A 14,953-nucleotide genomic window follows, 5' to 3' on the forward strand; every position below is an offset into this window, starting at 1 on the left:
TGGTGCAATAAAAAAGGTCCCGCGCAAACGGGACCTTTATCTCGATAAGCCTGAAAGCCGGGGCGTCCTCAGCCCTTCGTCGGCTTCGGCCCGCGCTTCTCGAAAGGCTTGTCCTTCTTGCCCTCGTATTTCGGTTTGTCGCCAAAGGGCTTTTTCTTCTTCCAGGGCTTGTCGTCGCCCTTGCGGTCATCGCGGGGGCCGCTTGCATTGTCCGATTTGCTGAATTTCCGCTGCGCCTTGGCCGGGCGCGTGTCTTCGCGGAAGCCGCCGGTCATTTCCGGCTTGCCTTCCAGCGCCTTCAGACGAATGCCCTTTTCGAGCGTCATGTCCTTGCCGATGGCGGAGGTGAAACGGTCGACGGCATCTGCCGCCAGTTCCACGAAAGTCTCCGTCTGCTGCATGCGGATCGCGCCGATATCCTGGCGGGTGATCTTGCCGAAACGGCAGAGCATGGGGATCAGCCAGCGCGGTTCGGCGCTCTGCTTGCGGCCGACGGACAGCGAAAACCAGGCGCTGTCGGCGAAATCGGAGCGCTCACGACGCGGCGCATTGTTCTCGACCGTTTCGAAGCTGTCGCGGCGCGGCTTGCGATTGTTGTCGAGCGAGACTTCGGCGATGTCCTCCGGCGCGGAACGGCCGGCGTGGTAAAGGCGCACGAAAGCGGCGGCGACCTTTTCCGCGCCGTGCTGTTCGAGCAGCCTGGTGACGAAATCGCGCTCGTCCTCGGCCACGGCCTCGGTCAGCGACGGGTCGGCCAGAAGCCGGGCGCCATCGCGCTCGACGATCTCTTCGGCGGAAGGCGGACGTACCCATGCCGGGCTGACCTTGGCCCCTTCCAGAAGGCGTTCCGCCTTGCGGCGCTGGTTGATCGGCACGACGATGGCGCTGACGCCCTTCTGACCGGCGCGGCCGGTGCGGCCGGAGCGGTGCAGAAGCGTTTCGGAATTGGTCGGCAGGTCGGCGTGGATGACGAGTTCGAGACCCGGCAGGTCGATACCGCGGGCGGCAACGTCGGTCGCCACGCAGACGCGGGCGCGGCCGTCGCGCATGGCCTGCAGCGCATGGGTGCGCTCGTTCTGGGTCAGTTCACCGGAAAGGGCCACGACGGCAAAGCCGCGATTGTTGAGCCGCGCCGTCAGATGGTTCACAGCCGCACGGGTGGAGCAGAAGACGATGGCGTTGCGGGCTTCATAAAAGCGCAGCGCATTGATGATGGCGTTCTCGCGGTCGGCCGGCGTCACCAGCATGGCGCGGTATTCGATATCGACATGCTGCTTCTGTTCGGAAGCGGTGGCGATGCGCACGGCGTTCTTCTGGTAGCTTTCCGCAAGCTTGGCGATGCTGCGCGGAACGGTGGCCGAGAACATCAGCGTGCGGCGGGTTTCCGGCGATTCTTCTAGAATGAATTCCAGATCTTCACGGAAGCCGAGGTCGAGCATTTCGTCCGCCTCATCCAGCACCACGGCGCGGATGGACGACAGATCGAGCGCGCCGCGCTTGATGTGGTCGCAAAGACGCCCCGGCGTGCCGACGACGATGTGAGCGCCGCGCTCCAGCGCCCGGCGCTCGTTGCGCACATCCATGCCGCCGACGCAGGAGGCAATCGAGACACCGGCGAATTCATAGAGCCACTCCAGCTCGCGCTTGACCTGCATGGCCAGTTCGCGGGTCGGCGCGATGGCGAGCGCCAAGGGTGCGGAAGCCTGACCGAAGCGGCCATTTTCCGGCAGCAGCGTTGGCGCAAGCGCAATGCCGAAGGCGACCGTCTTGCCGGAACCGGTCTGCGCGGAAACCAGCGCATCCTTGTCGGCGAGTTCCGGCGCAAGCATCGCCTGCTGCACGGGGGTCAAATCTTTATAGCCGCGTTTTTCCAACGCCTGCGCGATCGCCGGGGCGATACCCTGGGTGTCTGTCATCTACCGTCTTTCGGATATGAAGCCGCCCGCATCCGCCCGAAACCAATAGATCCTAAAGTCTCCGGGGCAGCCGATACAGGCCATTTCGGCCATCTGGCCGGTTGCATTGCCGCGCTCATACTGCGAATGGGCCCATTTGTACAGTGCACTGCGGTACGCTCTTTTGCGGGTGCTTTATCCCGTCGACGTTTTCATCCCGCCATTGTTCCGGAGCGATGCCGCGAAAAAGGCGTACCGCATGGTTCATAAACGGCATTGCGTGCCCCCCGCCTTTTCGCTAAGAGACCCGCAACTTGAGGCTCTTTGTCAGGAAGAGCCGACTGGGTTTGTTCTTGTCCGTCCGCTCTTTGAAGGAGCCGGCGGGAAAATGGGATGGTACTGGTCAAGGCTATGGCTCGCATTGTCATGAAATTCGGCGGCACGTCCGTCGCGAACCTCGAACGCATTCACAATGTCGCACGGCATGTGAAACGCGAAGTGGATGCCGGCCATGAAGTGGCCGTGGTCGTTTCCGCCATGTCCGGCAAAACCAACGAGCTGGTGGACTGGGTGCAGAACGCCGCGAAGGTGGCCGGCACCAACGCCGCCTCCTTTTTCGATGCGCGTGAATATGACGCGGTCGTCGCATCCGGTGAGCAGGTGACGTCAGGTCTGCTGGCGATCACGCTGCAATCCATGGGCATCAATGCGCGCTCCTGGCAGGGCTGGCAGATCCCGATCCGCACCGACAATGCGCATGGCGCCGCCCGCATTCTCGAAATCGACGGTTCGGATATCATCCATCGCATGGGTGAAGGCCAGGTGGCCGTTGTCGCCGGTTTCCAGGGCATCGGTCCTGACAACCGCATCGCGACGCTTGGCCGCGGCGGTTCGGATACGTCCGCAGTTGCGATTGCCGCTGCTGTCAAGGCGGATCGTTGCGACATCTATACCGATGTCGACGGCGTTTATACGACCGATCCGCGCATCGAGCCCAAGGCTCGCCGCATGAAGAAGATCGCCTTCGAGGAAATGCTCGAAATGGCGTCTCTCGGCGCGAAGGTTCTGCAGGTTCGCTCGGTCGAGCTTGCCATGGTACACAAGGTGCGCACCTTCGTTCGCTCCAGTTTCGAGGATCCCGATGCGCCGGGCATGGGCGACCTCATCAACCCGCCCGGTACTTTGATTTGTGACGAGGATGAAATCGTGGAACAGGAAGTCGTAACCGGCATCGCCTATGCCAAGGATGAAGCACAGATCTCGCTGCGCCGCGTGGCCGACCGTCCGGGCGTTTCCGCCGCGATCTTCGGGCCGCTCGCCGAAGCGCATATCAACGTCGACATGATCGTGCAGAACATCTCCGAAGACGGTTCGCGCACCGACATGACCTTCACCGTTCCTTCGGGCGACGTTGCCAAGGCGATCAAGCTTCTGGAAGACAACAAGGCCCAGATCGGCTTCGACGTCGCGCAGAACGAGACCGGTCTCGCCAAGGTTTCGGTCATCGGTATCGGCATGCGCAGCCACGCCGGCGTTGCCGCCAGCGCGTTCAAGGCGCTTGCCGAGAAGAACATCAACATCAAGGCGATCACCACCTCCGAGATCAAGATTTCGATCCTGATCGACGGCGCCTATGCCGAACTTGCGGTTCGCACTTTGCATTCCGCCTACGGTCTCGATAAGAGCTAAGCCGAGACATCGGTTCCCGATGCTCCGATTCTTCGGAGTTGCGTTCTTCCGATGTGGCGTTTCATGAAAGCGTGTCCCTTGCGGGACGCGCTTCTCGCGCTATAAATTTTTAAATGACCTTTTGATTCTCGAATATTATGACATTCGGATCGGAAGTGTCGGGGAGCAAACGCGATGAGAGACCTTTCCGCAGGTCCGCGCGTCCTGCTCAAGCGGCTGCGCGAAATGATGGCGGAGCACCTTGAACCGCAGGACCGTCTGGACCAGATCGTCCGTCAGATTGCCAGCAACATGGTGGCGGAGGTTTGCTCGGTCTATGTGCTGCGCTCCGACAGCGTGCTCGAGCTTTACGCTACCGAAGGTCTGAACAAGGATGCCGTGCATCTTGCCCAGCTGAAAATGGGGCAAGGTCTTGTCGGCACCATCGCCGCTTCCGCCCAACCTCTCAATCTTTCCGATGCGCAGGCGCATCCCGCTTTCCGCTATCTTCCTGAAACCGGTGAGGAAATTTATCATTCCTTCCTCGGCGTGCCGATTTTGCGTTCCGGTCGCACTCTTGGCGTTCTTGTGGTCCAGAACAAGGCCAGCCGAACATACCGGGAGGATGAAGTGGAAGCGCTTGAGACAACCGCGATGCTCATTGCCGAAATAGTGGCGAGCGGCGAGTTGAAGAAGATCACCCGCCCCGGGGTGGAGCTGGATCTGACGCGCGCCGTTTCCATCGATGGCGACGGCTATGGCGAAGGCATCGGTCTTGGCCACGTCGTGCTGCACGATCCGCGCATCGTCGTCACCAATCTGCTCAATGAAGATGCCGATACGGAAATCCGGCGTCTTGCCGATGCCATCGGTTCGCTGCGTCTGTCCATCGACGATATGTTGCAGCGCCGCGATGTGCCGACCGAGGGAGAGCATCGCGAGGTTCTGGAAACCTATCGCATGTTCGCCCACGACCAGGGCTGGGTGCGGCGCATGGAAGAGGCGATCCGCAACGGCCTGACGGCGGAAGCGGCGGTCGAGAAGGTGCAGAGCGACACCAAGGCGCGCATGATGCGCCTGACCGATCCTTATCTGCGCGAGCGCATGCATGATTTCGACGATCTCGCCAACCGGCTGCTGCGTCAGTTGATCGGTTTTGGCGGTCGTGGGCCGGAGCAGGATTTCCCGCTCGACGCCATCGTTCTGGCGCGCGCCATGGGTGCTGCCGAACTGCTCGATTACCCGCGTGAAAAACTGCGTGGTCTGGTGCTCGAAGACGGCGCGGTGACGAGCCATGTCGTCATCGTCGCGCGCGCCATGGGCATTCCGATCATCGGCCAGGCGACCGGTATCGTCGCTCTGGCGGAAAACAACGATCCCATCATTATCGATGGCGATGACGGCCAGGTGCATCTGCGCCCGATGTCGGATTTGCAGCGTGCCTATGAAGAAAAGGTGCGCCTTCGCGCCCGCCGGCAGGAGCAGTTCCGCGCGCTGCGCAATGTTGAGCCGATCACCAGGGATGGCCAGAAGGTCAATCTGAAGATGAATGCGGGCCTTTTGGTGGACCTGCCGCAGCTCGACGAATCCGGCGCCGATGGCATCGGCCTGTTCCGCACCGAGCTGCAATTCATGATCGCCTCCAACATGCCGAAGGGCGAGGAGCAGGAGGCGTTCTACCGGTCCGTTCTGCGGCAGGCGAAGGGCAAGAGCGTCACCTTCCGCACGCTCGATATCGGCGGCGACAAGGTCGTTTCTTATATGCGCGGTCAGGAAGAGGAAAACCCGGCACTGGGCTGGCGGGCGATCCGCCTGTCGCTCGACCGGCCGGGCCTGATGCGCACGCAGATGCGCGCGCTGCTGCGCGCCGCCTCGGGTGCCGAACTGCGCATGATGCTGCCGATGGTGACGGAAGTGTCCGAAATCCGTGCAGCGCGCGATCTTCTGCAAAAGGAAGTGCAGCATCTTTCGAAATTCAGCCACGCGCTGCCGAAAAAGCTGCAATTCGGCGCCATGCTGGAAGTGCCATCGCTGATGTGGCAGCTCGATGAGCTGATGCAGGAGGTGGATTTCGTCTCCGTCGGTTCGAACGACCTGTTCCAGTTCTCGATGGCGGTCGATCGCGGCAATGCGCGTGTTTCGGATCGTTTCGACAATCTCGGCAAGCCGTTCCTGCGCATTCTGCGCGATATCGTCCGCGCCGGCGAAAGGCACCACACCTCGGTCACGCTGTGCGGCGAAATGGCGGGCAAGCCGCTTTCGGCCATGGCATTGATCGGCCTCGGCTTCCGTTCTGTTTCCATGTCGCCGACGGCCATCGGTCCGGTCAAGGCCATGCTGCTCGGGCTCGATGCCGCGCGCCTGGCCGAAGAGCTGAACGCGGCGCTGGACGACCATAATTCGCTGGAAAGCGCGCGCGAGGTGTTGTTACGCTTTGCCGCGACGCATTCCATTCCCATTTAGAGCATTTCCAGGAAAAGTGGACCCCGGTTTTCCGTCCGGAAATGCGTTAAAGCAAAAAGTTAGAGCGTTTTCGCGTTTCGAAGAAAAGCGAAAACGCTCTAAAAGACCTGTTTCATTATTGGAGTGACTGGTGGCGAAGCTTCCCGTCGAAAAAATGCGCGAGTTGGAGAGACGTTTCGGTGAGATCGAAGCGCGTATGTCGGCCGGGCCTGCCGCGGATGTCTATGTGAAGCTGGCTTCGGAATATTCCGAACTCGAGCCGGTGGTGAAGAAAATCCGCGACTACGAGAAAGCGGTTTCCGAGGCCGCCGATCTCGAGGCGCTGCTGGCCGACAAGTCGACCGACAAGGATATGCGCGATCTGGCGGAAATGGAGCTGCCGGATGTCGAGGTCCGCATCGGCGAGCTTGAAAAGGACATGCAGGTTCTGCTGCTGCCGAAGGATGCGGCGGACGAAAAAAGCGCGATTCTCGAAATTCGCGCCGGTACCGGCGGGTCCGAGGCAGCCCTTTTCGCCGGCGATCTGTTCCGCATGTATGAACGTTTCGCCTCGACCAAGGGCTGGAAGGTGGAAGTACTTTCCGCAAGCGAGGGCGAAGCGGGCGGTTACAAGGAAATCATCGCCACGATCAGCGGGCGAGGGGTGTTCTCCAAGCTGAAATTCGAATCCGGCGTGCACCGGGTACAGCGTGTGCCGGAAACGGAAGCGAGCGGCCGCATCCACACGTCTGCCGCCACCGTTGCGGTGCTGCCGGAAGCGGAAGATATCGATATCGAAATCCGCCCGGAAGACATTCGCATCGACACGATGCGTGCTTCGGGTGCGGGCGGCCAGCACGTCAACACCACCGACTCCGCCGTTCGCATCACCCATCTGCCGACGGGCCTGATCGTCACCAGTTCGGAGAAATCGCAGCATCAGAACCGCGCCAAGGCCATGCAGGTTCTGCGCTCGCGGCTTTACGACATCGAGCGCCAGAAGGTGGACAGCGAACGTTCAGCCGACCGTAAGAGCCAGGTAGGTTCCGGTGACCGTTCCGAGCGCATCCGTACCTATAACTTCCCGCAGGGCCGCGTCACCGATCACCGCATCAACCTCACGCTCTACAAGCTGGACCGGATGATCGAAGGCGAGATCGATGAACTTGTGGATGCGCTGATCGCCGATTATCAGGCCGGACAGCTTGCACAGCTCGGCGAACAGCTTTGAGCACGGCGGCCGAAGCGAGTGTTGCAAGCGCGCTTGCCGCCGCCCGCAAAAGGCTGCAGGCGGCGGGGATCGCCGATCCGCTTCTCGATGCGCGGCTTTTGATTGCGGAGGTCGTCGGTTTTTCATTGACCGATTTCGTGATGAAGCCTGATCGTGCCGTTACGCCGGAAGAAAGCGCCCGTATCGCCGCCATGATCGAAAGACGGGCGAATGGCGAACCCGTTCACCGTATTCTGGGCCATCGGGAATTTCATGGCCTCGACCTTCTTTTATCGAAGGAGACTCTCGAACCCCGGCCGGATACGGAGGTTCTTGTCGATACCCTCTTGCCGGCGCTGAAAAAAACCGTTTCCGCCAAGGGCAGCGCCCGCATTCTGGATATGGGCACCGGGACCGGCGCGATCTGTCTGGCGCTGTTGAAGGAATGCCCCGAAGCAACCGGTATCGGCAGCGACATTTCCGCCGATGCGCTGGAAACGGCGGCCCGGAATGCGGCCCGAAACGATCTCGGCGGGCGCTTCGAGGCCATCCGCAGCGACTGGTTTGAAAAAATCTCTGGCCGCTTTGACATAATTGTGTCGAATCCGCCTTATATAAAGACTGATATCGTCGCAACGCTTGACCAGGAGGTTCGTAACCACGACCCGATGGTGGCGCTGGATGGAGGTCAGGACGGCCTTGCACCGTACCGCCTCATCGCTGCCGATGCAGGCCGCTTTCTTGTGGAAAACGGGATTGTCGGTGTGGAGATCGGTTTCGATCAAAGGCTTGATGTTTCCGCTATATTTGCTTCCCACGGCTTCTCTCTTCTGGACGCCGTGAAGGATTATGGCGGTAACGACAGAGTTTTGACCTTCCGGAGATAGTTGTTCGCGATATGTCTGCGGATTTTTTGCAAGGATATTTTGCACAGCAAAAGAAAAGGCTTGGATTTCCGCGGGAAGCGGGATAGTTTGCGGCCACATGCCGGGTGGCTGAGGACGAACTGAGATTCGTCAGGGTATGGGTCAGTCCCGAAGCGGGTTCTTTAAAGAGCCCTGAAAGGCTGGGCGTTTCCGGCATGTGAATCAGTAAACTTTGTTCGCAGGCGGCTCGGTGCAGCATTTGCGCAGCCGGTCGTCATACGCGAGGTCTTGCCCTGGAGTTATCTTCGGCAAGGCGCGTGATGGAGCAATTTCAGGAAAAATTTCCAGCGGTTTTCCGCCCGGAATTGCATGAAAACAACCAGATTGTCAGCAAAACAGAATTCAGGTGAGCAATTGATGAGGCCAGGACAGCAAAACAAGCGCGGCCGGGGGCGTGGAAACAACAACAATAACAATGGTGGCGGTAACAATAACAACTTCAACCGCAAGGGCGGCAACCCGCTCACCAGGACTTATGACAGTTCCGGCCCCGATGTTAAAATCCGTGGCACAGCCCAGCACATAGCGGAAAAATACGCGGCTCTGGCGCGCGACGCGCAGAGTTCCGGCGACCGCGTGATCGCTGAGAACTATCTGCAGCACGCTGAACATTATAACCGCATCATCGCTTCGGCTCAGGCCCAGATGCAGGAACGCTTCCAGCGCGACGACCGCGGCGAGTACAATGCTGCCGATGGCGACGATATGGATGTGAACGACGGCGATGAAGGCGTCGTTGCACCGCAGCAGCAGGCCGAACAGGCCGAGCGCGCGCAGCAGCCGGAACGTCAGGAGCGTACTGAGCGGAACGAACAGCGCCAGGAGCGTCGTGAGCGTCCGGACCGCCGCGAGCGGCAGGAGCGTCAGCCGCGCCAGCCGCAGGTGGCCGCCGAACAGCAGCCGCCGGTTTATGACGCCAGCCAGGCGCCGCAGCCCGTCATCGAAGGCACGCCCATGGAAGTGGCCGTCGAGGAAGAGCAGCAGCAGGCGGAAGCTCCGGCGGGCGAACGCGCACCGAAGACGCGCCGTGCGACCGGACCGCGCCAGCGCCGCCCGCGCCGCACCGCCGCTGCGGAAGGCGCCGAAGGCGAAGACGCGCCGGCCGGTGAAGAGGCGGCACCCGCCACGCTTGAGAATGCTGCCGAATAAGCAGCTTCTGCAAATCACTCTGCGATCGAAAAACTCCGGCTTGCCGGAGTTTTTTGCTTTTGGCGCTTGGTTATGCACATTCCGTTCGCAGCCGGTGGGATTTGATGCCTGTCAAATCATATGAAAATTTCCCGGATGATGGGTTTTTCTCCCCTTTAAACCGATGAAAATGCCTCCCATATTCGTGCAGGAAGGACGGAAGCCGCATTCGCCGGCAACCGATCTTCAAGAGGCGGCGATCGTGAAATCCTTTTAAAACGCGACTGTCGTAGCGGGGCTTGCCTTTTGAGGGAGCCTCAACCCTAACACCCGGAGCCGTGCCGAAAGCGGGCGGGCCGGTTTATGGAGGTTCGACTATGAATATTGAAAAATACTCCGAGCGCGTTCGCGGTTTTCTGCAATCGGCGCAGACCTTTGCGCTGGCGGAGAACCATCAGCAGTTTTCGCCCGAACACGTTCTGAAGGTTCTGCTCGATGACGAACAGGGCATGGCGGCATCGCTGATCGAGCGCGCCGGCGGCAACGCCAAGGAAGCGCGTCTTGCCAATGATGCGGCGCTTGCGAAATTGCCCAAGGTTTCCGGCGGCAATGGTGGCCTTTCGCTCACCGCGCCGCTCGCCAAAGTGTTCTCCACCGCGGAAGATCTCGCCAAGAAGGCCGGCGACAGTTTTGTCACTGTCGAGCGTCTGCTGCAGGCGCTTGCGATTGAAAGCTCCGCCACCACCTCGGCTTCCCTGAAGAAGGCCGGCGCAACGGCGCAGGCGCTCGATCAGGTCATCAACGATATCCGCAAGGGCCGCACGGCTGACAGCGCCAATGCCGAACAGGGCTTCGATGCGCTGAAGAAGTTCGCTCGCGACCTGACGGAAGAGGCCCGCGAAGGCAAGCTCGATCCGGTGATCGGCCGCGACGACGAAATCCGCCGCACCATTCAGGTGCTCTCGCGCCGCACCAAGAACAATCCCGTGCTGATCGGTGAACCGGGCGTCGGTAAAACGGCGATTGCCGAGGGTCTTGCGCTGCGCATCGTCAATGGCGACGTGCCGGAAAGCCTGAAGGACAAGAAGCTGATGGCGCTCGATATGGGCGCGCTGATCGCCGGTGCGAAATATCGTGGTGAATTCGAAGAGCGCCTGAAGGCTGTGCTCAACGAAGTGCAGGCCGAAAATGGCGGCATCATCCTGTTCATCGATGAGATGCACACGCTGGTCGGCGCCGGCAAGGCCGATGGTGCGATGGATGCGTCCAACCTCTTGAAGCCCGCACTTGCCCGTGGCGAGTTGCACTGCGTCGGCGCCACCACGCTCGACGAGTACCGCAAGCATGTGGAAAAGGATCCGGCCCTTGCCCGCCGTTTCCAGCCCGTGCTCGTCGATGAGCCGACCGTTGAGGACACGATCTCGATCCTGCGCGGATTGAAGGAAAAATACGAACAGCATCACAAGGTCCGTATCTCGGATTCGGCCCTGGTTGCGGCTGCGACGCTTTCCAACCGCTATATCACCGACCGTTTCCTGCCCGACAAGGCAATTGACCTGATGGATGAGGCCGCTTCGCGTCTTCGCATGCAGGTGGATTCCAAGCCGGAAGAACTGGACGAACTGGATCGGCGCATCATTCAGCTCAAGATCGAGCGCGAAGCCTTGAAGCAGGAGACGGACCAGTCCTCCGCCGACCGGCTGAAGAAGCTTGAGGACGAGTTGGCCGATACGGAAGAAAAGGCGGATGCGCTGACGGCCCGCTGGCAGGCGGAAAAGCAGAAGCTCGGCCATGCCGCCGACCTCAAGAAGCGGCTGGACGAAGCCCGTAACGAACTGGCAATTGCCCAGCGTAACGGTCAGTTCCAGCGCGCCGGCGAGCTGACCTATGGCATCATTCCCGGTCTCGAAAAGGAACTGGCTGCGGCGGAAGCCCGCGATAGCAGCGGTGCCGGCTCGATGGTTCAGGAAGTGGTGACGGCGGACAATATCGCCCATGTCGTTTCCCGCTGGACCGGTATTCCTGTCGACAAGATGCTGGAAGGCCAGCGCGAAAAGCTGCTGCGCATGGAAGACGAGCTTGCCAAGTCCGTTGTCGGGCAGGGCGAGGCCGTTCAGGCGGTTTCCAAGGCGGTTCGCCGTTCGCGCGCCGGTCTTCAGGATCCCAACCGGCCGATCGGTTCGTTCATCTTCCTTGGCCCGACGGGTGTGGGCAAGACCGAGCTGACCAAGTCGCTCGCCCGCTTCCTGTTCGACGACGAAACCGCGATGGTTCGCCTCGACATGTCGGAATATATGGAGAAACACTCCGTTGCCCGGCTGATCGGTGCGCCTCCCGGCTATGTCGGTTACGAAGAGGGCGGGGCGCTCACGGAAGCGGTTCGTCGCCGGCCCTATCAGGTCGTGCTGTTCGACGAGATCGAGAAAGCGCATCCGGATGTGTTCAACGTCCTCTTGCAGGTGCTGGATGATGGCCGCCTCACGGATGGCCAGGGCCGCACCGTCGATTTCAAGAACACCATCATCATCATGACTTCGAACCTCGGTTCGGAATTCATGACGCAGATGGGCGACAATGACGATGTGGATTCGGTTCGTGACCTGGTGATGGAGCGGGTCCGGTCGCATTTCCGGCCGGAATTCCTCAACCGTGTCGACGATATCATCCTCTTCCACCGCCTGCGGCGCGACGAAATGGGTGCAATTGTCGAAATCCAGCTGAAGCGTCTCATCTCGCTGCTCGGCGATCGCAAGATTTCACTCGAACTGGATGAGGATGCCCGCAACTGGCTTGCTAACAAGGGCTATGATCCAGCTTACGGCGCGCGTCCGCTGAAGCGGGTTATCCAGAAGGCGGTTCAGGACAGGCTTGCCGAAATGATCCTCGGCGGCGAAGTGCCGGATGGATCGCGGGTCAAGGTGACCTCGGGCACGGACCGGCTGCTGTTCAAGGTCAAGCCCGCCAGGGGTGAGGCTGAGGCTGAGGCTGAAACGGCCGATGCGGCATAAAATGAAAGGGCTCCGGAAACGGAGCCCTTTTCATATGACCGGGCCCTTTTCACATGACCGGGATTATCGTTCGGGTCTGCCCGCAGATCAGCGGCTCGCCACCTGATTGGGCTTTTCGTCAATATTCAGCAGATTGTCGATGCGCTTTCTCTCGTCGGAGAAACGCGCCAGCGCCTCGCCGGAAAGCGACTTGCCGCCCGGCAGGCGCACCTTCATCGCATCCACCTTGGTGCCGTTGACGATCAGCTCGTAATGCAGATGCGCGCCGGTCGAAAGGCCGGTCGATCCTACGTAACCGATGACCTGGCCCTGCCGGACCTTTGCGCCTTCCGTGACACCCTTGGCGATGGCGCTCTGGTGGTTATAGGAAGAGACATAGCCATTGGCATGGCGGATCAGCGTCTGGTTGCCGTAACCGGAGGCCCATCCGGCCTTCTCGACAGTGCCGTTGCCCGTCGCGATGATCGGCGTGCCGCGGGCGGCGGCCCAGTCAGTGCCGGTATGCATGCGGCTGAATTTCAGAACCGGATGGCGGCGCATGCCGAAACCGGATGTCATGCGGCCGTTCGGAACCGGGTTGCGCAACAGGAATTGCCGGATGCTTTTGCCGTTCTCGTCGAAATAATCGATGCTGTTGTCGTCCGGGTTCTGGAACCGGTAAAAGCGTGTCTCGTTGTCGCCGAATTTGGCATTGACGTAGAGCAGTTCCGACTTGTCCGTCGCCTTGCCATCCGCGTCTTCCACGGAGAAGAAGGCTTCCAGCGTATCCGCCGGCTTGAGCTGCGCCTGGAAATCGACGCTGCTGGCCAGAAGCTTGATGAGCTGCGAAACCATGCCCTGGTTCATGCCGTAGGCCAGAGCCGCACGGTAGACCCCGTCATAAACGCTCGGCAGATCGCGTCCGGCGGCAGGTGCCGGAGTGCTGTCGAAGGCGGTCGCCACGGCATCGAGCTTCGGCGGTTCGCTGGCCTTGATGAAACGCTTGCTGTCATCGATGGCCATGGTGACCATGTGGCGGCCCTTGCGGTAAAGGCTCACGCGCACGATGTCGCTTTTCTCGTCTTCCTGAATAATGCCGACGCGCAGCACATCGCCGCTTTCGACATTGTTCGACTGGATTTGCGGCGATAGCAGCCCGGCGATTTCCGACGACTGCGCCTTCGAATAGCCGGCGCCGAAGAGGGCGGCTTCGATGGTCTCTGTCTGGCGGGCAGGGATCACGTCGTCGGCATATTCCTTGACAGGCACCGAGGCGGACTGCGGGGTCGAGACCGACATGTTCTGTTCGACGACACGGGCGGCAAGGCCAGCGGTAATGTCGACATCGCCGTCGTCATTATCGAAACGGCGTGGGTCGATGTAATAGAGCGCGGCCAGCTGCTCGTTGCCATCCGTCAGGATCGAACCGTTCGAGCGCACCGCCTCCTCGACCTCGTCGAAGCTCAAGGAGCCGGCGAAGGCATATTTGGAGTGCTGGACGGGAAAGGCGACAGTCTTCAGGCTGACTTCGGATTCAACCTCGGAGCCATAGATCGTTCCCGTCCGGCTTGGTGCGGGTGCCGATGCGTCCTTGTCCTCGTTGCTGGCAAAAATATTCAGGGGATCGAAGGCGGGATAGTCATCCTGCTTGGCGTAATTTGACGCCAGCGGAATCTTGACGTGGGAGAAGGGAACCTTGCGGACCACTTCCTTGTCGCCTTCATTGATGACGGTGGAAACTTCCATGATCGACCGGTCGGACGGCCGGGCCGCGATATTCGGTGCGACGAGGCGCGTGCCGCGACGGGCGGCTTCCGCGGCGTTGTTGCCCATATCCGCCTTTGCGAAGGCTTCGGCGGGAATGGCGAGCTGCTGGCGGCCGTCAAGGGCCGCGAAAAGAGCCACGCCCATCAATATGGAAGAGGTAATGCCGGTGAGAAACGTGCCGGAAAGCCATCGCAGCGAAATTTCGCGACGATCGGGTGCACGGCGCCCTTCCGCCAAAATTGGCGGTTCCGTGCCTAGCGACCGGATCACATTGCGATCCGCAGTCATACCAGCTGTGCCCCGTCGGTCATGCGCTCTCCAGAAACTTCAGGCGAAGGTGTGCAACTTTCAAAGCGATGAGTCAAATTTGATCGACGCATCGAAAGATATGTCGCAACAGCCTACATAAGGACACGCGCACGCATGCCCGCATTAACGCTTCGTTGGCAAAGCAATTAGTGAGGAACCGGGCCAAAAGAAGGCGCGGGGCTCGACTTGATGTCGCGGGCTCCGTTCTCCTGTGCAAAACCGGCAGCGCTGTGGCGTCTTTTGCAGCGGGTCGTCGTTGAAAATTGAAATTATCTAGCAAAATCAAATAATTGGAATATTTCTCTAAAATTTCCAATTTGGGCTGTTGACTTGTTTGAGGGTGTGGATTTATAAGTCCGCTCACTGAACGAGGGCGAGCGGCGCTGCTGGCGACGGCGACTTTCGTTCTCAAGAAATCAAGTTGATGAGCGGATTGCTTGTTGGGTTTCGGGGCTTATGGCTTTGGGGCGATTGATTTTGTGACTGCTTTGGGCGGTCTGTTATTTGACAATTGAATATGAGAAGAAAGAGAAACGTGGGCGGCGAAGCTTGCGGGGTCTGAAGGAATTTGGATCTCAGGAATAGACTTTGACGGTCACGTTTTGAACAAGAGAATACACC

General features: G+C 60.2%; 8 protein-coding genes. 6 read left to right on the forward strand and 2 right to left on the reverse strand.

The features are described 5' to 3' along the window. Window positions 1-68: 68 nt before the first annotated feature. Entirely contained in the window at window positions 69-1,916 is a 1,848-nt protein-coding gene (locus EM858_RS21275) for a DEAD/DEAH box helicase (RefSeq protein WP_080820071.1), read from the reverse strand. A gap of 390 nt (window positions 1,917-2,306) precedes the next feature. Between EM858_RS21275 and EM858_RS21285 the strand changes: the two genes are divergently transcribed. The 6 genes from EM858_RS21285 (at window position 2,307) to clpB (ending at window position 12,277) form a co-directional block, all read left to right on the forward strand. Then, window positions 2,307-3,584, forward strand: a complete 1,278-nt coding sequence (locus tag EM858_RS21285) for an aspartate kinase (protein WP_080821034.1) — start codon at window positions 2,307-2,309, stop codon at window positions 3,582-3,584. Between the two features lie 174 nt (window positions 3,585-3,758). Beyond that, window positions 3,759-6,026, forward strand: coding sequence for a phosphoenolpyruvate--protein phosphotransferase (gene ptsP, locus EM858_RS21290; RefSeq protein ID WP_080820072.1), 2,268 nt, complete (start codon window positions 3,759-3,761; stop codon window positions 6,024-6,026). A gap of 130 nt (window positions 6,027-6,156) precedes the next feature. Next, window positions 6,157-7,236 (forward strand): peptide chain release factor 1, encoded by a 1,080-nt coding sequence (gene prfA / locus EM858_RS21295; RefSeq protein ID WP_020811675.1) that lies wholly within the window; start codon window positions 6,157-6,159, stop codon window positions 7,234-7,236. Beyond that, window positions 7,233-8,102, forward strand: a complete 870-nt coding sequence (gene prmC, locus EM858_RS21300; RefSeq protein WP_080820074.1) for a peptide chain release factor N(5)-glutamine methyltransferase — start codon at window positions 7,233-7,235, stop codon at window positions 8,100-8,102. Before prfA ends, prmC begins: the two co-directional genes overlap by 4 nt. Before the next feature lie 396 nt (window positions 8,103-8,498). Continuing rightward, window positions 8,499-9,290, forward strand: a complete 792-nt coding sequence (locus tag EM858_RS21305) for a DUF4167 domain-containing protein (RefSeq protein WP_020811301.1) — start codon at window positions 8,499-8,501, stop codon at window positions 9,288-9,290. Between the two features lie 356 nt (window positions 9,291-9,646). After that, complete coding sequence (gene clpB / locus EM858_RS21310; RefSeq protein WP_080820075.1) at window positions 9,647-12,277, forward strand: ATP-dependent chaperone ClpB; 2,631 nt, start codon at window positions 9,647-9,649, stop codon at window positions 12,275-12,277. Between the two features lie 87 nt (window positions 12,278-12,364). Here the strand turns inward: clpB and EM858_RS21315 are convergent, their stop codons facing one another. After that, window positions 12,365-14,311 carry a M23 family metallopeptidase gene (locus EM858_RS21315; protein ID WP_080820077.1) on the reverse strand — a complete coding sequence of 649 codons (1,947 nt, stop codon included), beginning with the start codon at window positions 14,309-14,311 and terminating at the stop codon, window positions 12,365-12,367. Window positions 14,312-14,953: the final 642 nt, after the last annotated feature.

The sequence above is a fragment of the Agrobacterium sp. CNPSo 2736 genome, assembly GCF_004005385.1.
Lineage (GTDB): Bacteria > Pseudomonadota > Alphaproteobacteria > Rhizobiales > Rhizobiaceae > Agrobacterium > Agrobacterium leguminum.

Coding starts and splice junctions, on each gene's coding strand:
- EM858_RS21275 (WP_080820071.1), bottom strand. CDS start 1,916: ATGACAGACACCCAGGGTATCGCCCCGGCGATCGCGCAGGCGTTGGAA.
- EM858_RS21285 (WP_080821034.1), top strand. CDS start 2,307: ATGGCTCGCATTGTCATGAAATTCGGCGGCACGTCCGTCGCGAACCTC.
- ptsP (WP_080820072.1), top strand. CDS start 3,759: ATGAGAGACCTTTCCGCAGGTCCGCGCGTCCTGCTCAAGCGGCTGCGC.
- EM858_RS21305 (WP_020811301.1), top strand. CDS start 8,499: ATGAGGCCAGGACAGCAAAACAAGCGCGGCCGGGGGCGTGGAAACAAC.
- clpB (WP_080820075.1), top strand. CDS start 9,647: ATGAATATTGAAAAATACTCCGAGCGCGTTCGCGGTTTTCTGCAATCG.
- EM858_RS21315 (WP_080820077.1), bottom strand. CDS start 14,311: ATGACTGCGGATCGCAATGTGATCCGGTCGCTAGGCACGGAACCGCCA.